The following is a 17,336-nucleotide window of genomic DNA, read 5'->3' as shown; positions in this document are numbered from 1 at the left end:
ATAACGCAGCCACCGCTCAGCGCGGCGCGGCGGTGCGGATTTCGCCGTTGGCCAGACGCGCGGCGCTATTGCCCAACGGGTCTTCGGCATTGAGGTCGGCGCCCTTGGCCTTGAGCCCATCGAGCAATTCCAGGCGCTTGAACAACCCGGCGTACATGGCCGCCGTCTGCCCGGCACCATTACGCTGATCGGGGCTGCAATCGGTGGCCATCAAGCGACGGGCGATCTGTAGTTCACCTTTGAAAATCGCCCCCATCAGCGCGGTGTTGCCGCGTTGATCTTGCGCACAGGCATCGGCGCCGGCAGCGAGTAACCGCTCCACCGCCGGCGCTTGACCGTGATAAGCCGCGAGAATCAGCGCGGTGTAGCCTTTGCTGTCGCGGGTATCGAGGGAATAGCCGGACTCGATGAAGGTGTCGAGCATCGGCACGTCACCGCGCCGGGCGGCATCGAAATAGTAATCCTGCAACTGGGCCTTGATCGCCTCAGGGCTTTGCCCAGCCTGGGCTGTAAAGGACAGGCAGGCGAGTAACAGTAAGAGATAGGGACGCATAAACACTCTCCTTGGGCAGAACGGGGCCTGAATCAGGCCCCGCGCTGCACGGCGTCAAGATCAGTCGGCCAGTTTGGCCGCCAACGTCTTGACCCGGCTCAGGTCACCCTTGGCCACTTTGGTCACACCGGTCCCGTATTCCGGGTCGGCCTTATAAAGGAAGGACAGGATGATGTGCTTGCTCTCGTCATCGGTGGTCGCCAGCGAGCCGCCGAAGCTGTCGATCAGGTCCTTACGCTCCTGCTGGCTGAACGAGCGATACAGATCACCGGCCTGCTTGAAGTTCTGCTCACGCTGGATCTTCGCCTGCTGCGTGCTGCCCGACAGCGCCGACTGGCTATAACGCGCACCTGGCGTCTCGTCTCGGGGTTGCAGTCGGCTAGGCTGATAGTTCACGCCGCTGTTGCTGGCGCCGAAGTTCATCGAGCCATCCTGATTGCCATTATTCACGGCAACTTTTGGCGCATTGATCGGCAATTGCAGCGCATTGGCACCTAGGCGATACATCTGCGTATCGGCATAAGAGAACACTCGACCTTGCAACAAACGGTCTTCGGAAGGCTCGATACCTGGAACAATATTCGCTGGCGCCATGGCCACTTGTTCGGTTTCCTGGAAGACATTCGCCGGATTACGGTTCAACACCATTTGTCCAACTTTTCGCTCAGGAATACCCGGCCAGATCTTCGTTGCGTCCAATGGATCAAAATCAAACTTGGACAAATCTTGTGGCTTCAGAACTTGAATGTACAAGTCCCATTTCGGGAAGTTACCTTTATTAATGTTGCTCACCAGATCATTGGTCATATGACTGTAGTCTTGACCCTGAACGTTAGCGACTTGCTTTGGCGTCAGATTATTAATCCCCTGCAAGCTCTTCCAGTGAAACTTTACATAGTTAACTTCGCCCTTGGCGTTGATCAACTTGTACGCATGTACGCCGTTACCGTCCATTTCTCGATAACTGGCGGGAGTTCCCGAGTTCGAATACAACTCGGTCAGCGTGCGAGTGGCCTCCGGTACATGGGAGAAGAAGTCGAAGCGACGCGAATCGTCATCGAGGTTAGTCCGTGGGTCCGGTTTAAACGCATGCACCATGTCGGGAAACTTGATTGCATCGCGGATGAAAAAGGTCGGAAAATTGTTACCGACGAGGTCCCAGTTGCCGTCGGCCGTGTAGAACTTGGTGGCAAAACCCCGTGGATCACGCAGGGTTTCCGGCGAGTGATTGCCGTGCACCACCGCAGAGAAGCGCACAAATACCGGCGTGCTCTGGCCGGCGACGAACACCTTGGCCTTGCTCAGGTCGCTGAGATCGTTGGTCACGGTGAAGGTGCCATGGGCACCGGTGCCGCGTGCGTGAACCACGCGCTCGGGAATGCGTTCACGGTCAAAGCGCTGCAACTTCTGAATCAGTTGCACATCCTGCAGCAGCACCGGGCCGTTGGCGCCGGCAGTCTGCGAGTTCTGATTGTCGCCGACCGCGGCGCCGTTATCGCGAGTCAGCGGCGCGGCGTTAACGGAGAAGGTCAGCAAGCTGGCGGTGAGTACACCGAAGGTACGGCGACGGGGAAAAGCCCCCAGTCCAAGTGCGGAGTTCATATCAGGATCCTCTGGTTGTTTTGGGGCGCATCCAGATGCGCCAACCCAAGGCTAGAGGCCTGCGACGTCGAACATAAATAGAAAGAACGTAACGCCATGATTGATAAAATTGGCTTTCTGATCAGCGAGTTACCGGATATAACGCGCGCGATTGGTGGCACTTTGCAAACTAATCGTCGATTAATGTGTCGATAAAAACGGGCATTGTAAGAAGGTGTTTCGCGCAGGACGCGTTTTGCTGATTTACACTGCGTACACCAAACTCATCTGTAACAAGGAAATAACCTATGGGCGTGATAAGTGAGTTCAAGGCCTTCGCGGTCAAAGGCAATGTGGTCGACATGGCCGTCGGTATCATCATCGGTGCCGCCTTCGGCAAGATCGTTTCATCGTTTGTCGGCGACGTGATCATGCCGCCAATCGGCCTGCTGATCGGCGGGGTGGACTTCAGTGACCTGGCCATTACGCTAAAGGCCGCAGTGGGAGACAGCCCGGCGGTGGTATTGGCTTACGGCAAGTTCCTGCAGACTGTGCTCGACTTCATCATCGTTGCCTTCGCCATTTTCATGGGTGTCAAAGCCATCAACCGTCTGAAACGCGAAGAAGCCGTGGCCCCTAGCCTGCCACCGGTTCCGACCAAGGAAGAGGAATTGCTGGGCGAGATCCGCGATTTGCTCAAGGCACAAAATACACAGCCCTGAACCTTCGGCACAAAACACAACGGCGCCTGCGAGGCGCCGTTTGTTTACCAGTAGTTTTCCACCGCCACCTGGCCAGGCCGACGGGTCAGGCTGAGGCTCATGTGCCGTTTTTTCAGCAAGGCGCGAGTGTCGTCAATCATCTGTGGATTGCCACACAGCATGACTCGGGAGTGTTCGGCCGAAAGCTCCACGCCTGCGGCGCGCTCAAGCTCGCCGTTTTCGATCAGCGTGGTAATCCGCCCAGCCAGCGCACCAGGATGTGACTCTCGCGTGACGGTCGGGATGAATTGCAGTTTGTGGATGTGCTCCGCCAGATAATCGCGCTGTGCCAGACCCGCAATCAATGACTGGTACGCCAGTTCGCGCGCCTCCCGGACGCTATACACCAGAATGATCCGTGCGAATCTTTCCCAGACGTCAAAGTCCTGCAGAATCGACAGAAACGGGGCCACTCCCGTACCGGTGGACAACAGCCACAAATCGCGGCCATCGACGAAACGATCCAGGGTCAGATAGCCAAACGCCTGCCGATCCACCAGCAGCGGATCTCCGACTTCAAGTCGACTCAGTTCACTGGTGAATTCGCCACCGGGCACCACAATGGAAAAGAATTCCAGGTGCTCATCGAACGGTGAGGACACCATGGAATAGGCACGCCAAACTGTACTGCCATCAGCCTTGACCACACCGAGGCGGGCGAACTGACCGGCCCGAAAACGAAATCCCGGGTCACGGGTGGTTCGCAAGGTGAACAGGCTGGGCGTCAAGGGTTTCACGTCAAGCAAGGTCTGGCGGGTGAAATTCTCTACGCTGGCTGTCATGGGGCACTCCATTCAACGATTACCACTAGTTTCGCGCAAAGCCGCGCTCTTAAACACCACTGATTCGTAATGATATTGCGCGCATTCAACTACCTTTCAAGAATTGTACAAGTCTTGTCAAACGTCACTTGCCAATAAAACTGTCAAAGATGACAAGTCACATATAACGCCACGTACTTAAGAACACGTTATGCAGTTGCCCCTCCCTTTAAGAGCAAAAAAATCAAAACGCAAAGTAGGAAACGTCCTACACTCGTTTGCGTGCTAATCCCGTTGGATCCAACAAGCACCCCAGACATTGCACGGAGCACTTTTAATGGAAACGTGGAAGGAGTCACAGTTAAAACAACTGACTTTCGCCAAAGGTATTGATACTGCCTACCCGATACTGCTGAGATTTGCCGAAAACCTGGGATTTAATTTCTTCGCAATATCAGTCACTTCACCGCAGCAAGTCACAAAGACGAACGCCCTGCAAATCAATAACTATCCCACCCAATGGAATGAACAATATGAGCAATTACACTACTCTGAAGTTGACCCGGTAATAGCACACTGCAATCACTCAATGATGCCGGTGATCTGGAATGAAGCGCTGTTTTCCAACGCTCCGCGACTTTGGCAGGGCTTGCAAGAACAAGGTCTGCAACATGGCTGGTCACAATCTTTCCATCATGAAGCAAGCGGCTTTTGCAGCATTCTCAGCCTGGCGCGCAAGCATTGCCCGATCAGCCCACTCGAGTTGTATGAGCATTTCGGCTACATCTTTTATGCGGCCAGTCATTTGAGCGAATTATTCGCCCGCACGCTCCCCATGGCAGCCAAGACCCGACAGCCGCATCTCTCCTCCCGAGAGCTGGAGATTCTGCAGTTATCCGCCGGGGGCAAGACCGCCTACGAAATCTCGAAGATTCTTAGCCTGAGCGAACGCACCGTGAACTACCACGTACAAAACGTGATCGAGAAGCTCAACGTCTGCAACAAGATTTCTGCCGTCATTGCGGCAGCCAGAGCTGGCATCATCTAGATGCGAGGCCTTGTAAAGGATTAAAACTTGCGGGTATTCCCGACGAAAAAAACGTAACATTTACGCCCTTCCTGAGTGATGGCGCAGTCTTCCTCGCGTTGCAGTGCACTCGGTCGGGTTCCGCCGCAAGCTCCCGCTGGCTGCGGGACACCCCTCGATTACCCTGAGTCCCCGCCCCATGCCTTTGCTCGATACACCCTTCGCCCAACTCGACCTGATCCGCCAGCCCGAACAGCAGAACGAGCCGTTGCAAGCGTTCGATGCCGCCGATGAATACCTGCTCAACCATCTGGCAGCGCAGCAGCCGACAGCCAACACGCGGGTATTGGTGCTCAACGACAGTTTCGGTGCGCTGGCGGCGAGCCTGCTCGGCAAGGTCAAGGTCAGCAGCAGCGGCGACTCGTTTCTGGGGTTTCAGGGGCTGGAGAAAAACCTGCTGCGCAATGGCCAGGCATTCGACGCCATTCGCGGGATCCCCGCCAGCGAGCCACTGGTCGGGCCGTTCGACCGGGTACTGATCCGTGTACCGAAAACCCTCGCGCTGCTGGAAGAACAACTGATCCGCTTGCAAGGGCAGCTCGCACCCGGCGCCGAAGTGGTCGCAGCGGCCATGGTCAAACACCTGCCACGCGCTGCCGGTGATCTGCTTGAACGCTACATCGGTCCGGTACAAGCCTCTCTGGCGGTGAAAAAGGCTCGGCTGTTGATCGCCACACCTGAAGCAAAAGCTCCGGCTGTCTCGCCCTACCCTTCGCGGTATCGCCTCGACGAGCCGTCGATCGAATTGCTCAACCACGCCAACGTGTTCTGCCGCGAAGGCCTGGACATCGGCACACGCGCCTTCCTCCCGCATCTGCCGAAAAACCTGGGCAGTGCCCGAGTTGCCGATCTGGGCTGTGGCAATGGTGTTCTGGCGATCGCGAGCGCTCTGCAAAACCCTGATGCGCAGTACACGCTGGTCGACGAATCGTTCATGGCCGTGCAATCGGCTGCCGAGAACTGGCGCGCAGCGCTGGGCGATCGCGAGGTGATCGTGCGTGCCGGCGACGGTCTGGCCGGACAGGAAGCACAATCGCTGGACGTGGTGCTGTGCAATCCGCCGTTCCATCAGCAGCAAGTGGTAGGTGACTTTCTGGCCTGGCGCATGTTCCAGCAGGCGCGCGAAGCGCTGGTGGTGGGTGGCGCGCTGTACATCGTCGGCAACCGTCATCTGGGTTACCACAGCAAACTGGCGCGGCTGTTCCGCGGCGTCGAGCAAGTGGCCGCCACGCCGAAGTTCGTGATCCTCAAGGCGCGCAAGTAACCTTCAGGCAAAAAAAACCCTCCGCGAGGAGGGTTGCAAAGCCGTACCCGAAGGCGCCGGGACGGGGATGATTCAGTGCGTGGTCAGGCCTGCCGCGTTCATGAACATTCGCATCAGGCTGGCGGCGATAAACAGCACGCCGACGCTACCGACCCAGATCAGGGCCAGCCAGCCGAGCCGCTGCCACAGCGGTTTTTTTTCGGCTTCTTCAATGTCGTGCAGGGAATGTTTGCCGGTCATTGTTGCGATCCTCAGTCAGATCGATGGCGCCGCTACCGACGCCATCGCGGGCAAGCCCGCTCCCACAGGATTAGTGATAACCGTCTTCATGGGTGACCTTGCCGCGGAACACGTAGTAGCTCCAGAAGGTGTAACCCAGGATGAACGGGATAATGAACAACGTGCCCACCAGCATGAAGCCCTGGCTTTGCGGTGGTGCGGCGGCGTCCCAGATCGAGATCGACGGCGGCACGATGTTCGGCCACAGGCTGATACCGAGGCCGCTGTAGCCGAGGAAGATCAGCACCAGCGTCAGCAGGAACGGCATGTAGTTGGCGTTGCGCGCCACGGCGCGGATCAGACCGTACATCGTCACCAGCACCAGAATCGGTACCGGCATGAACCAGAACAGGTTCGGCATGCTGAACCAGCGGGTGGCAATATCCGGATGAGCCAACGGCGTCCAGATACTGACAATACCGATCACGGCCAGCAGTACGAAAGCCAATGGCCGTGCCAGATCATGCATCTGTTCCTGGAGCTTGCCTTCGGTTTTCATGATCAGCCAGGTGCAGCCGAGCAAGGCATAGGCCACCACCAGCGCAGCGCCGCAGAACATTGTGAACGGCGTCAGCCAGTCCAGTGAACCGCCAGCGAACTGCCGATTGACCACCGGCAAGCCATCGATGAACGCACCCAGCGCCACGCCCTGAAAGAACGTCGCCGCCACCGAGCCACCGATAAACGCCTTGTCCCACAAATGGCGCTTGTCGTCCTTGGCCTTGAAGCGGAACTCGAAGGCTACGCCGCGGAAGATCAAACCGATCAGCATGAAGATCAGCGGCAGGTACAGCGCCGACAACACTACCGAATAGGCCAGCGGGAACGCGCCAAACAACGCCGCGCCGCCCAGTACCAGCCAGGTTTCGTTGCCGTCCCAGACCGGGGCGACGGTGTTCATCATCACGTCACGGTCAACTTTACCGGGGATGAACGGGAAGAGAATCCCGATGCCCAGATCGAAGCCGTCCATGACCACGTACATCATGATGCCGAAGATGATGATCACGGCCCAGATCAGCGGAAGATCAATACCCATGAGTCAAATCTCCTTGGTCACACGAATGTCGTCGTCGCCGTGATCGGCATCGGCCGAGTCGTCGGCAGCGGACAACGGACGGGCCGGTGTGCGTTTCTTGCCTGGACCACCGTCCGGCGTTTCCGCGCCTTCGCTGATCTTCGGCCCCTTGCGCACCAGGCGCATCATGTAGCCGAGACCTGCGCCGAACAGGGCGAAATACACCACCACAAACATGATCAGGGTGATGCTCATCTGCATGAAGCTGTGGTTTGAAGAGGCATCCGCAGTGCGCATCAAGCCGTAAACCACCCACGGCTGACGACCGATTTCCGTTGTGAACCAGCCCGCAAGAATCGCAATCAGGCCGGAAGGCCCCATCCACAATGCCAGATACAGGAACGGCCGTGAGGTGTAGAGCGTGTCGCGTTTGCGCAGCCACAGGCTCCACAAACCGGTGAAGATCATCAGGAAACCAAGGCCGACCATGATCCGGAACGACCAGAATACGATGGTCGAATTCGGCCGGTCTTCTGGCGGAAACTCCTTGAGCGCCGGCACCTGTTTGTCCAGCGAGTGAGTCAGGATCAGGCTGCCGAGGTAAGGGATCTCCACGGCGAACTTGGTTTTCTCTTCTTTCATGTCCGGCCAGCCGAACAGGATCAGCGGCGTCGCTTCATCACCGTGGTTTTCCCAGTGACCTTCGATCGCGGCGATTTTTGCCGGTTGATGTTTGAGCGTGTTCAGACCATGGAAGTCGCCGATGACTGCCTGGATCGGCGCGACGATCAGCGCCATCCACATTGCCATCGACAGCATGGTGCGGATCGCCGGGTTGTCCTTGCCGCGCAGCAAGTGCCAGGCCGCCGAGGAGCCGACAAAGAATGCCGTGGCGACTAACGCCGCCGTCGCCATGTGCATCAGGCGATAGGGGAACGAAGGGTTGAAGATGATTGCCAGCCAGTCGGTGGGAATCACCTGACCGTTAACGATTTCGAAGCCCTGCGGGGTCTGCATCCAGCTGTTGGAAGCGAGAATCCAGAAGGTCGAAATCAGCGTGCCGATCGCCACCATGACGGTGGAAAAGAAGTGCAGCCCGCGCCCGACCTTGTTCCAGCCAAACAGCATCACCCCAAGGAAACCGGCCTCGAGGAAGAATGCCGTGAGCACTTCATAGGTCAGCAACGGCCCGGTAACGGCACCGGCGAAGTCCGAGAAGCGGCTCCAGTTGGTGCCGAACTGATAGGCCATGACCAACCCCGAGACCACGCCCATACCGAAGTTGACGGCGAAGATCTTCGACCAGAAATGGTAGAGGTCACGGTAGGTGTCGTTACGGGTTTTCAGCCACAGGCCTTCGAGTACCGCGAGGTAACTCGCCAGACCAATGGTGATGGCCGGGAACAGGATGTGGAACGAGATGGTGAACGCGAACTGAATTCGGGCGAGATCTAGTGCCTCTAAACCGAACATATGGCTTCCTCTGTCAGGTAATACCGGCTGCGGACCCGGAGGCCTGCACCCACTGCCCCCACGGATATGGAGTGCGGCGAATTCTGATTCGTTCTTTTTAAACAACCATCGCAACGCAGGGAGTCTGGCCAACTGGCCACCGGATCAATTCCTTTTGGGTCTTGATCTGGATCAAGCAACGTTGAAAGAGTAGTCCCATTTTTGCCGATGAACTGCGTGGTCGTTTGCCGCGTGACAAGTTGCCTCATTGCAGCCGCGAAGCTCTGCCAGACATTTCCTGCGGCAAGCTTGCGGAAATCGATGTCTGGCTAACTAAATTTTTTGTCATAGCAACTTCCTGTTACAGACTGGTGATAACCTCGGCATTCCCCTCGAGCCAGACCTGCCTTCAGATGCCCAGCCAAGAGCCCCTGCTGTTACGTCATCACCGCCCGTTTCTCGCTTTCTGGTTCGCGCGGATCTTTACCGCCAGCGGATTTCAGATGCTCACCGTGGCCATCGGCTGGAATCTCTACCAACTGACCGGCAACGTCCTCGATCTGGGCTTGGTCGGGCTGGTCGAATTCGCGCCGCGCGTGCTGTTCATGCTGCACACCGGGCATGTCGCCGACCGCTACGACCGACGTAAAGTCGCCGCAATCTGTCAGTCGCTACAGGCATTGATCGCGCTGGCATTGGCCATCGGCAGCGCCACCGATCACGTGACCCGCGAGATGATCTTCATCCTCGCCTTCCTGCTCGGCGCGGCGCGCTCGTTCGAGATGCCGACCACTCAGGCTCTGCTGCCGAGCATCGTGCCCAGCGCGCTATTCCCTCGGGCAGTGGCAGCGGCCCAATCGGCGCAGCAGTCGGCGACAATCGTCGCTCCAGCGCTGGGCGGTTTGCTTTACGCGTTTGGCAGCGTCTGGGTCTATGGCCCGACGGTGCTGCTCTACGTCATTGCCTGCACGCTGATGCTCAACCTGCCCGCGCGGCAAACGCCGTTGAACAAAGGCAAAGCGACGCTGGATTCATTGCTGGCGGGGATTCGTTTCATTCGCAGCCGCCCGGACATTCTCGGAGCGATTTCGCTGGATCTGTTTGCGGTGTTGCTTGGTGGCGCTACGGCGTTGCTGCCGGTGTTTGCCAAGGACATTCTGCTGACCGGACCGTGGGGTCTGGGCCTACTGCGTTCGGCACCGGCGGTCGGCGCACTGGGGATGTCGCTGTTTCTTGCGCGATTTGCCGTGGAGCGCAATGTCGGCCGGGTGATGTTCACAGCGGTGGGCATATTCGGCGTCGCGACCATCGCCTTTGGCCTGTCGACCTCGTTCTGGTTCTCCCTCGCGGTGCTGGTTGTGCTCGGCGCGGCGGACATGATCAGCATGGTCATCCGTGCGTCTTTCGTGCAGCTGGAAACCCCGGACGAAATGCGCGGCCGGGTCAGCGCGGTGAACGGGTTGTTTATCGGTGCTTCAAACCAGTTAGGCGAATTCGAATCCGGCGTCACCGCCCACTGGTTCGGCACGGTTCCGGCGGTGGTGATGGGCGGGATCGGCACGCTGGTGGTGACCGGGACGTGGATCAAGTTGTTCCCGACGCTGGCGAACCGGGACCGGATGCATGTGCCGGTGGAAGAGGTGAAGGTCTGACAACCTCCAAAACACAAAATAACTGAAAAGATGCGGTACATAGTTACCGCACCGAGTGTAATGTATCGCCTTACACTCGAGCCCATGATCAAATCCTTTCAGCACAAAGGCGTTCGAGGCTTCTATGAAACGGGTTCGACTCGCGGGATTCGTGCCGACCACGCAAAACGGCTGTCGCGCATGCTGCAGTTCATGGATCGCGCTACGATTCCCGCAGATCTGGACCTTCCGGGTTGGCGCCTGCATCGATTGAAAGGTGAACTGACGGAGTACTGGTTGCTGAGCGTTTCAGGCAACTGGCGAGTGATCTTTCGTTTTGTCGGTTCGGATATCGAACTGGTCGATTATCTGGACTACCACTGACAGGAGGCAGGCTTATGCCCATGCACAACCCGCCACACCCCGGCGAAACACTGCTGATGGATGTTTTGCCCGAGCTTGGCATCACCGTGACCGAATTGGCCCGACACTTGGGCTTCGCGCGCCCACATCTTTCCCGTGTATTACACGGACATGCGCCAATCAGTCCGGATCTGGCTGTGCGTCTTGAGCGTGCCGGCATTGGCAAGGCGCGTGTGTGGCTAGGCGTACAAACCGACTACGATCTGTGGCAAGCGGAGCATCGGGAGCAACCGGTTATCGAACTGATCGCTGTCCACGCCTGACACCTCCAGCCACTACAACTCCCCCGCCACTTTCCCCCGCAAGGCCTTGCCGCCGAGTTGCTCGACCAGCGTCAAGGCACACTCCAGCGCAGCGCTTGAGCCTTGTGCGGTGACGCAGTTGCCGTCGACCACCACTGGTTGATCAACAAACGTACAGCCCGAGAGTTGATGGCTGGCGCTGGGCAGGCAGGTCATGCGCCGCTGGCGCAGCACGCCGAAGGTTTGCAGGGCGACGGCCGGGGATTCGGCGATGGCGGCAAACAGGCGTCCGGCGCTGGATTGATCCTTGAGCAGTTGTTGCAGAGGTTGGTGCGCGGCCAGGTGTTGTGAACCGACAGCGCCGCCGGGCAGGACGATCAGGTCAAAGGTTTGCGCCAGCACATCGACCAGCATGCCGTCGGCGGTCAGGCGTGTGCCACGCGCGCAGGTCAGCATGCGTCGGCCTTCAATACTCGCCGCCACCACTTCGATACCGGCGCGGCGCAGTACATCGATCAGGGTCACGCTTTGCAGATCATCAATGCCCTCTGCGAGGGTAATCAGGGCTCTAAAGGTCATGGGCGTTATCCGCTGGGTAATACTTGAAGCGTAGTCAGCTTCAACCGGATCGCGCTGCAACAGCCGTTACTTGATGTAAAGCTGGGTCGACATCGTGTTGCGTGGCGCGTTGATCGAGGTGTTGCTGAAGGTGAAGGTGCCTTCCTGTTTGCCCGCCAGATCGAAGGTATAAAGAGAACCGACGGTTTTGTTGCCGGGAGTGCATTCGGTCAGGTTGCCGTTATCAAAGGCACACACCGGGGCACGTGTGCCGTTCACTTCAAAACCGTCCAGTGCGACCTGAGGCTGGCTCTTGCCGTAGCCGACTTCGAGCACGTAAACCTTGATGTTCGGTCCGCTGTGATTGCATTGAGTCTGCGTCTGGCCATCGCCGATGTCTTCAAGACCGCAGGCCGGCGATTGCACCTTGATGACTTTCACTTGCGTCAACGGTGGGGCCGATGCTGCCCAGGCTGTCGACATCCCGGCCATCAGTACGACAATCAAACCCAAAACCTTCATCCAGCACTTGCTCATGCGCTTCCCGCCCCGAAAAAATCAGCGCGCAGTATGGCGCAGTTGGCATCAACGCAAAACTTCGCCGACGATCGACACCGACAACCGCCATATTCCTCACGCTGCTGGTATGATGCGCGGCTTTTTCCGGCCCACCACAATTTTCCAGGCGCTTGCGACGGTCTGTGCTTTGCTGTTGAGGTCGATACATTCACGGCGCCACGCGCGCCACGGGGAGCAGACATGCTGGAAAGGCTGTTTCAACTCAAGGCACACAACACCAACGTGCGCACCGAGATTCTTGCGGGCATCACGACGTTTCTGGCCATGGCCTACATTCTGTTCGTCAACCCGAGCATTCTCGGCGAGACCGGCATGGACAAAGGCGCGGTGTTCGTCGCCACCTGTCTGGCAGCCGCCATCGGCTCGACGGTGATGGGCCTGATCGCCAACTACCCGATCGCCCTCGCACCGGGCATGGGTCTGAACGCCTTCTTCACCTACACCGTGGTCCTGCACATGGGCCACACGTGGCAAGTGGCGCTGGGCGCGGTGTTCATTTCCGCGGTGCTGTTTTTCCTGCTGTCGATCTTCCGCATCCGTGAATGGATCATCAACAGTATCCCGCTGCCGCTGCGCTCGGCGATTGCCGCCGGTATCGGCCTGTTCCTCGCGCTGATCGCCCTGCACAACGCCGGCATCGTCGTCAGCAATCCGGCGACCATGGTCGGCCTCGGTGACCTGAAACAACCTGCGCCGATTCTCGCCACCCTCGGTTTCGCCCTGATCGTCGCCCTCGAAGCGCTGAAAGTGCGCGGTGCGGTGCTGATCGGCATTCTGGCCGTGACTATCGTGTCCATCGCCATGGGCTTCACCCCGTTCAACGGCGTGACCTCGATGCCACCTTCGCTGGCCCCGACCTTCCTGCAACTGGACATCAAAGGCGCACTGGACATCGGTCTGGTCAGCGTGATCTTCGCGTTCCTGTTCGTCGACCTGTTCGACAACTCCGGCACCCTGATCGGCGTCGCCAAGCGCGCCGGCCTGATGGGCAAGGACGGCCACATGCCGAAAATGGGTCGTGCGCTGATCGCCGACAGCACCGCGGCCATGGCCGGTTCGTTGCTGGGTACTTCGACCACCACCAGTTACATCGAATCGGCTGCCGGCGTCAGTGCTGGCGGGCGTACCGGTCTGACGGCCATCGTCGTGGCGATTCTGTTCCTGCTGGCGTTGTTCTTCTCGCCACTGGCGGCCAGCGTTCCGGCCTTCGCCACCGCGCCAGCACTGCTGTTTGTCGCCGTGTTGATGACTTCAGGTCTGGCGGAAATAGACTGGGACGACATCACCGTCGCCGCACCGGTTGTGGTCACCACGTTGGCCATGCCATTCACTTACTCGATCGCCAACGGCATCGCGTTCGGCTTCATCGCCTGGACCGCGATCAAGCTGCTGTCGGGCCGTGCACGTGAGCTGAACCCGGCGCTGGTGATTCTGTCGATTCTGTTCGTGATCAAGTTGGGTTGGTTCAACGCATGACTTTCGATTCCCAGGCCTACGCCGAGCAACTAGAAGCCAAGGTCACGCGCTTGCGTGATCTGCTGGCGCCGTTCGATGCCCCCGAGCCGACCGTGTTCGACTCGCCGCTGCAGAACTTCCGTCTGCGCGCCGAATTCCGCCTGTGGCGCGAAGGCGGCGAGCGGCATTACGCGATGTTCTCCCAGGACGACAAACGCACGCCGATCCTCATCGAAGAATTCCCGATTGCCAGCCTGCGCATCAATCAGTTGATGCCGCAGTTGAAGGCGGCGTGGCAGGCCAGTTCGGCACTGAGCCACAAGCTGTTTCAGGTGGAATTCCTGACCACGCTGGCCGGCGATGCAATGATCACCCTGTGCTATCACCGCCCGCTGGACGAACACTGGCATACAGCGGCGACGAAGCTGGCGGCGGATCTCGGCGTCAGCATCATTGGTCGCTCGAAGGGCAAGCGCGAAGTGCTTGGCCTCGATTACGTGGTCGAGAAACTCGAGGTCGGCGGTCGCACTTTCAGCTATCGCCAGCCGGAAGGCGCGTTCACCCAGCCAAACGGCACGGTGAACCAGAAGATGCTCAACTGGGCGTACGAGGCATTGGGCGATCGCACGGACGATCTGCTGGAGCTGTACTGCGGCAACGGCAACTTCACCCTGCCGCTCGCCACGCGCGTGCGCAAAGTCCTGGCCACCGAAATCAGCAAGACCTCGGTCAACGCTGCATTGAGCAACCTCAGCGAGAACGCTGTGGATAACGTCACTCTGGTGCGTTTGTCCGCCGAAGAACTGACCGAAGCGCTCAACGAAGTGCGCCCGTTCCGTCGCCTGCAAGGCATCGACCTGAAGAGCTACGAGTTCGGCAGCGTCTTCGTCGACCCGCCGCGCGCCGGCATGGACCCGGACACCTGCGAGCTGACCCGGCGCTTCGACAACATCCTGTACATCTCCTGCAACCCGGAAACCCTGGCGGCGAACATCGCCCAGTTGCACGACACGCACCGTATTACCAAATGCGCGTTGTTCGACCAGTTCCCGTGGACGCATCACATGGAATCGGGTGTGTTGCTGACCCGGCGTTGATTGCGCCATAGCAGATACGAAAAAGCCGTCGTGATTGACGGCTTTTTTGTGGTTTTACAACGCGGGATCGGCCTTGCGTGGTCGCCCGCCCTTTTTGCCATTCGCCCGCGCGGCTGCAGACTTTGCCGCACTGCTCTGACGGCCGTTGCGCGAAGCAACGGCAGAAGCGGCCATGGCTAATAGTGATGGGCTCGCCGAAATCATCCCGGAAATGGAAACGTCGAGGTCTTTACCCTCGTGACAAAGCGCAGTGCCCGCGAAGCCGACTGTCAGGTTTTCATAATCCTCTGCATTGAATCCGTCGAACTCTGGATAACGATCCACCGGTAGCAACACACCGCTGCCGTCTTCAAAACGGATGATCAGGGATGGTTTCTCAAAGGTTACGGAGACAGCCTGCAAGCTATTCGTTCGGCGTGCTTGCCCTTGCTGGATGGCGACGTCAATCATCTCCTCCGTGAGGGGACGACGTGCGGATGGCTTAGCTTTGATGACTTTCATAAATCGATTTCCACTCCTTCCAATGCGTCTATCAATGTCAGAAGAGTTTTGCCCTCGTCTGGCAGATAACGCGCCGATCCCACTCTGTATGTCGTGTCAGTGACGAGCTTCATCCCCAACACTTCGTTTGAATGGCTGTCCCACAATTGATTGTCGAGACAGACAGTTTGCAATTTCGACCACCAGATCCCGCGTGCTCGTCGCAGATGAGCAGGCTGCTCAAGGGATCGACACAAGCCTTCCAGCACGGCCAAGGGTGGTCGGCGAGAAAGCGGCACGACGTCCCAAAGCTCAATATCGTTGTGCCAGAAACTGAACTGTAATCGGGCACTCCAACTGCCCGCATTCACGTGAACGTGTGGTGGGCAATGTTCATCTCGCAGCATGATGACAATCGACAATCCTTTGTAGCTGCACACCTTCATGCTAACCCATCCGTTAGGTTAAAAAGTTTCAGGATTCGAGATTCCTTTCAAATCCGACGACTGGTGATCAAGCACATGACGTTTCACCGCTTTTGAGGCTAGCGTCGGAACGAGTCATGAGTCGGTCAATCTCCGGTAAAAAACGTAAGCAAAGCTGTCGTCATATCTCGATCAATATTGCTTCTGTGCGATCACCGAACATAAAAAGCCACGTCCATTTTTGATCAATTGACCATGGTAACCATCTAGTACATTTTATCTCCACAGGCTGAAATCCTCGGCCAAAGCCAAAAACAATAAGTGGAGTTACCCCTCATGCCCCCTATCGTTCTGGTGCTCAACGGCCCGAACCTGAACCTGCTCGGCACCCGCGAGCCGGCGACTTATGGTCACGAAACCCTGGCGGACATCTCGGCTTTGTGCGGTCGCGCTGCGGAAGAATTCGGCCTGGCCGTGGAGTTTCGCCAGACCAATCACGAAGGCGAACTGCTCGACTGGATTCACGCGGCCCGTGGCCGTTGTGCCGGGATCGTGATCAATCCGGCGGCTTGGACGCACACCTCGGTAGCGATTCGCGATGCGCTGGTGGCCAGCGAACTGCCGGTGATCGAAGTGCACCTGTCCAACGTCCACGCCCGCGAGCCGTTTCGTCATCACTCGTTCGTCTCGGCGATTGCCACAGCGGTAATGGCCGGTTTTGGCAGCCACGGCTATCGATTGGCGCTGGAACATTTCAGCCAGCGGCTGAAGGGGTAAACCGCATGTCTCGCTCTAATGTAATACTCGCCGGACTGATCGGCGCCGGCATTCAGGCCTCGCGCACGCCAGCGCTGCATGAGCACGAAGGTGATGCCCAAGGTCTGCGTTATCTGTATCGACTGATCGATCTCGATCAACTGAAAATGGACAGCACCGCCCTGCCCGACCTGCTGCTGGCGGCCGAGCGTATGAATTACACCGGGCTGAACATTACCTTTCCGTGCAAGCAGGCGATCATCCCGCTGCTTGATGAGTTATCGCCGGAAGCCAAAGGCATCGGCGCGGTGAATACCGTGGTGTTGAAGGACGGCAAACGTGTCGGTCACAACACCGACTGCCTTGGATTCGCCGAGGGTTTTCGTCGAGGTCTGAAAGACGCCGCCCGCGAGCGCGTAGTCCAGATGGGCGCCGGTGGCGCAGGCGCAGCAGTGGCCCACGCATTATTGAGCGAAGGCGTACAGCAACTGACTATTTTCGATGTCGACAGTGAGCGCGCCGAGAGCCTGGCGAATAATCTCAATCAACATTTTGGCGTTGGTCGTGCGGCGGCCGGTCGGGATCTGCCGAGTACGCTGAATCAGGCCGACGGCTTGGTCAATACCACGCCGATGGGCATGGCCAAACTGCCGGGCATGCCGGTGCCGGTCGAACTGCTGCGCAAGGAATTGTGGGTGGCGGAGATTGTGTATTTCCCGCTGGAAACCGAGCTGCTGCGCAATGCTCGCGCTCTGGGTTGCCGGACGCTGGATGGCGGCAATATGGCGGTGTTTCAGGCGGTGAAGGCGTTTGAATTGTTCAGCGGCGTGGTGCCGGATGCGCAGCGGATGCTCGCGCATTTTCAAAGCATGAATGGTTAACACTGTAGGAGTGAGCCTGCTCGCGATGGCGTCCTGTCAGCCAACACATTAGT

Annotated in this window: 20 protein-coding genes; 10 read left to right on the top strand and 10 right to left on the bottom strand. The window is 58.3% G+C overall.

Annotation, left to right across the window (positions count from 1 at the left end):
• Positions 1-16: 16 nt before the first annotated feature.
• Together ACW9IR_RS09975 and katB are read right to left on the bottom strand one after the other, a co-directional pair.
• Positions 17-553, bottom strand: coding sequence for an ankyrin repeat domain-containing protein (locus tag ACW9IR_RS09975; protein ID WP_102899946.1), 537 nt, complete (start codon positions 551-553; stop codon positions 17-19).
• Between the two features lie 60 nt (positions 554-613).
• On the bottom strand, positions 614-2,155 hold the full coding sequence (gene katB / locus ACW9IR_RS09970; RefSeq protein ID WP_457462999.1) for a catalase KatB: 1,542 nt from the start codon (positions 2,153-2,155) through the stop codon (positions 614-616).
• Positions 2,156-2,442: 287 nt separating this feature from the next.
• Between katB and mscL the strand changes: the two genes are divergently transcribed.
• Positions 2,443-2,856, top strand: a complete 414-nt coding sequence (mscL, locus tag ACW9IR_RS09965) for a large-conductance mechanosensitive channel protein MscL (protein ID WP_102899944.1) — start codon at positions 2,443-2,445, stop codon at positions 2,854-2,856.
• Positions 2,857-2,900: 44 nt separating this feature from the next.
• Here mscL and ACW9IR_RS09960 read toward each other — a convergent pair whose 3' ends face one another.
• On the bottom strand, positions 2,901-3,677 hold the full coding sequence (locus ACW9IR_RS09960; protein WP_457462997.1) for a ferredoxin--NADP reductase: 777 nt from the start codon (positions 3,675-3,677) through the stop codon (positions 2,901-2,903).
• Between the two features lie 316 nt (positions 3,678-3,993).
• Here ACW9IR_RS09960 and ACW9IR_RS09955 point away from each other — a divergent pair, with 316 nt between their 5' ends.
• Together ACW9IR_RS09955 and ACW9IR_RS09950 are read left to right on the top strand one after the other, a co-directional pair.
• On the top strand, positions 3,994-4,704 hold the full coding sequence (locus ACW9IR_RS09955; protein WP_102899942.1) for an autoinducer binding domain-containing protein: 711 nt from the start codon (positions 3,994-3,996) through the stop codon (positions 4,702-4,704).
• 178 nt (positions 4,705-4,882) lie between these two features.
• The gene (locus ACW9IR_RS09950) at positions 4,883-6,007 is read left to right on the top strand and encodes a methyltransferase (RefSeq protein ID WP_457462995.1); all 1,125 of its coding nucleotides are present in this window, start codon (positions 4,883-4,885) and stop codon (positions 6,005-6,007) included.
• A gap of 72 nt (positions 6,008-6,079) precedes the next feature.
• On the opposite strand, the gene ACW9IR_RS09945 is transcribed toward ACW9IR_RS09950, so the two are convergent.
• The 3 genes from ACW9IR_RS09945 to ACW9IR_RS09935 form a co-directional block, all read right to left on the bottom strand.
• Positions 6,080-6,247, bottom strand: coding sequence for a DUF2474 domain-containing protein (locus tag ACW9IR_RS09945; protein WP_016773090.1), 168 nt, complete (start codon positions 6,245-6,247; stop codon positions 6,080-6,082).
• 70 nt (positions 6,248-6,317) lie between these two features.
• The gene (gene cydB, locus ACW9IR_RS09940; protein WP_007909749.1) at positions 6,318-7,325 is read right to left on the bottom strand and encodes a cytochrome d ubiquinol oxidase subunit II; all 1,008 of its coding nucleotides are present in this window, start codon (positions 7,323-7,325) and stop codon (positions 6,318-6,320) included.
• Between the two features lie 3 nt (positions 7,326-7,328).
• Positions 7,329-8,777 (bottom strand): cytochrome ubiquinol oxidase subunit I, encoded by a 1,449-nt coding sequence (locus ACW9IR_RS09935; RefSeq protein WP_457462992.1) that lies wholly within the window; start codon positions 8,775-8,777, stop codon positions 7,329-7,331.
• Between the two features lie 392 nt (positions 8,778-9,169).
• On the opposite strand from ACW9IR_RS09935, the gene ACW9IR_RS09930 reads away from it, so the two are divergent.
• The 3 genes from ACW9IR_RS09930 to ACW9IR_RS09920 all read left to right on the top strand — a co-directional run bounded on the left by ACW9IR_RS09930 (position 9,170) and on the right by ACW9IR_RS09920 (position 11,073).
• Complete coding sequence (locus ACW9IR_RS09930; RefSeq protein WP_016986176.1) at positions 9,170-10,408, top strand: MFS transporter; 1,239 nt, start codon at positions 9,170-9,172, stop codon at positions 10,406-10,408.
• A gap of 84 nt (positions 10,409-10,492) precedes the next feature.
• Positions 10,493-10,771 carry a type II toxin-antitoxin system RelE/ParE family toxin gene (locus ACW9IR_RS09925; protein WP_457462989.1) on the top strand — a complete coding sequence of 93 codons (279 nt, stop codon included), beginning with the start codon at positions 10,493-10,495 and terminating at the stop codon, positions 10,769-10,771.
• Between the two features lie 14 nt (positions 10,772-10,785).
• The gene (locus tag ACW9IR_RS09920; RefSeq protein ID WP_102899939.1) at positions 10,786-11,073 is read left to right on the top strand and encodes a HigA family addiction module antitoxin; all 288 of its coding nucleotides are present in this window, start codon (positions 10,786-10,788) and stop codon (positions 11,071-11,073) included.
• A 12-nt stretch (positions 11,074-11,085) separates the two neighbouring features.
• Here the strand turns inward: ACW9IR_RS09920 and ACW9IR_RS09915 are convergent, their stop codons facing one another.
• Positions 11,086-11,631: a DJ-1 family glyoxalase III gene (locus tag ACW9IR_RS09915; protein ID WP_110720282.1), complete on the bottom strand. Its 546-nt coding sequence runs from the start codon at positions 11,629-11,631 to the stop codon at positions 11,086-11,088.
• A 66-nt stretch (positions 11,632-11,697) separates the two neighbouring features.
• Positions 11,698-12,147, bottom strand: coding sequence for a DUF4879 domain-containing protein (locus ACW9IR_RS09910; protein ID WP_095121674.1), 450 nt, complete (start codon positions 12,145-12,147; stop codon positions 11,698-11,700).
• Positions 12,148-12,369: 222 nt separating this feature from the next.
• On the opposite strand from ACW9IR_RS09910, the gene ACW9IR_RS09905 reads away from it, so the two are divergent.
• Together ACW9IR_RS09905 and trmA are read left to right on the top strand one after the other, a co-directional pair.
• On the top strand, positions 12,370-13,665 hold the full coding sequence (locus ACW9IR_RS09905; RefSeq protein WP_110720284.1) for an NCS2 family permease: 1,296 nt from the start codon (positions 12,370-12,372) through the stop codon (positions 13,663-13,665).
• The gene (trmA, locus tag ACW9IR_RS09900; protein ID WP_457462986.1) at positions 13,662-14,741 is read left to right on the top strand and encodes a tRNA (uridine(54)-C5)-methyltransferase TrmA; all 1,080 of its coding nucleotides are present in this window, start codon (positions 13,662-13,664) and stop codon (positions 14,739-14,741) included. The genes ACW9IR_RS09905 and trmA overlap by 4 nt, the downstream gene beginning before the upstream one ends.
• Before the next feature lie 54 nt (positions 14,742-14,795).
• Here trmA and ACW9IR_RS09895 read toward each other — a convergent pair whose 3' ends face one another.
• Complete coding sequence (locus tag ACW9IR_RS09895) at positions 14,796-15,242, bottom strand: DUF2442 domain-containing protein (protein ID WP_457462984.1); 447 nt, start codon at positions 15,240-15,242, stop codon at positions 14,796-14,798.
• On the bottom strand, positions 15,239-15,667 hold the full coding sequence (locus ACW9IR_RS09890; RefSeq protein ID WP_064392335.1) for a hypothetical protein: 429 nt from the start codon (positions 15,665-15,667) through the stop codon (positions 15,239-15,241). Before ACW9IR_RS09890 ends, ACW9IR_RS09895 begins: the two co-directional genes overlap by 4 nt.
• A 315-nt stretch (positions 15,668-15,982) precedes the next feature.
• Here ACW9IR_RS09890 and aroQ point away from each other — a divergent pair, with 315 nt between their 5' ends.
• Entirely contained in the window at positions 15,983-16,423 is a 441-nt protein-coding gene (aroQ, locus tag ACW9IR_RS09885; protein ID WP_008084592.1) for a type II 3-dehydroquinate dehydratase, read from the top strand.
• A 5-nt stretch (positions 16,424-16,428) separates the two neighbouring features.
• Positions 16,429-17,283, top strand: coding sequence for a shikimate dehydrogenase (locus ACW9IR_RS09880; protein WP_457462981.1), 855 nt, complete (start codon positions 16,429-16,431; stop codon positions 17,281-17,283).
• The last annotated feature ends 53 nt before the right edge of the window (positions 17,284-17,336 follow it).

It is taken from the genome of Pseudomonas sp. SDT291_1_S447, assembly GCF_054070155.1.
This window is presented reverse-complemented; position numbering and strand designations above follow the sequence as displayed.

Coding starts and splice junctions, on each gene's coding strand:
- ACW9IR_RS09925 (WP_457462989.1), top strand. CDS start 10,493: ATGATCAAATCCTTTCAGCACAAAGGCGTTCGAGGCTTCTATGAAACG.
- ACW9IR_RS09915 (WP_110720282.1), bottom strand. CDS start 11,631: ATGACCTTTAGAGCCCTGATTACCCTCGCAGAGGGCATTGATGATCTG.
- ACW9IR_RS09945 (WP_016773090.1), bottom strand. CDS start 6,247: ATGACCGGCAAACATTCCCTGCACGACATTGAAGAAGCCGAAAAAAAA.
- ACW9IR_RS09895 (WP_457462984.1), bottom strand. CDS start 15,242: ATGAAAGTCATCAAAGCTAAGCCATCCGCACGTCGTCCCCTCACGGAG.
- ACW9IR_RS09905 (WP_110720284.1), top strand. CDS start 12,370: ATGCTGGAAAGGCTGTTTCAACTCAAGGCACACAACACCAACGTGCGC.
- ACW9IR_RS09955 (WP_102899942.1), top strand. CDS start 3,994: ATGGAAACGTGGAAGGAGTCACAGTTAAAACAACTGACTTTCGCCAAA.
- trmA (WP_457462986.1), top strand. CDS start 13,662: ATGACTTTCGATTCCCAGGCCTACGCCGAGCAACTAGAAGCCAAGGTC.
- aroQ (WP_008084592.1), top strand. CDS start 15,983: ATGCCCCCTATCGTTCTGGTGCTCAACGGCCCGAACCTGAACCTGCTC.
- ACW9IR_RS09935 (WP_457462992.1), bottom strand. CDS start 8,777: ATGTTCGGTTTAGAGGCACTAGATCTCGCCCGAATTCAGTTCGCGTTC.
- ACW9IR_RS09950 (WP_457462995.1), top strand. CDS start 4,883: ATGCCTTTGCTCGATACACCCTTCGCCCAACTCGACCTGATCCGCCAG.
- katB (WP_457462999.1), bottom strand. CDS start 2,155: ATGAACTCCGCACTTGGACTGGGGGCTTTTCCCCGTCGCCGTACCTTC.
- cydB (WP_007909749.1), bottom strand. CDS start 7,325: ATGGGTATTGATCTTCCGCTGATCTGGGCCGTGATCATCATCTTCGGC.
- ACW9IR_RS09880 (WP_457462981.1), top strand. CDS start 16,429: ATGTCTCGCTCTAATGTAATACTCGCCGGACTGATCGGCGCCGGCATT.
- ACW9IR_RS09930 (WP_016986176.1), top strand. CDS start 9,170: ATGCCCAGCCAAGAGCCCCTGCTGTTACGTCATCACCGCCCGTTTCTC.
- ACW9IR_RS09960 (WP_457462997.1), bottom strand. CDS start 3,677: ATGACAGCCAGCGTAGAGAATTTCACCCGCCAGACCTTGCTTGACGTG.
- mscL (WP_102899944.1), top strand. CDS start 2,443: ATGGGCGTGATAAGTGAGTTCAAGGCCTTCGCGGTCAAAGGCAATGTG.
- ACW9IR_RS09920 (WP_102899939.1), top strand. CDS start 10,786: ATGCCCATGCACAACCCGCCACACCCCGGCGAAACACTGCTGATGGAT.
- ACW9IR_RS09975 (WP_102899946.1), bottom strand. CDS start 553: ATGCGTCCCTATCTCTTACTGTTACTCGCCTGCCTGTCCTTTACAGCC.
- ACW9IR_RS09890 (WP_064392335.1), bottom strand. CDS start 15,667: ATGAAGGTGTGCAGCTACAAAGGATTGTCGATTGTCATCATGCTGCGA.
- ACW9IR_RS09910 (WP_095121674.1), bottom strand. CDS start 12,147: ATGAGCAAGTGCTGGATGAAGGTTTTGGGTTTGATTGTCGTACTGATG.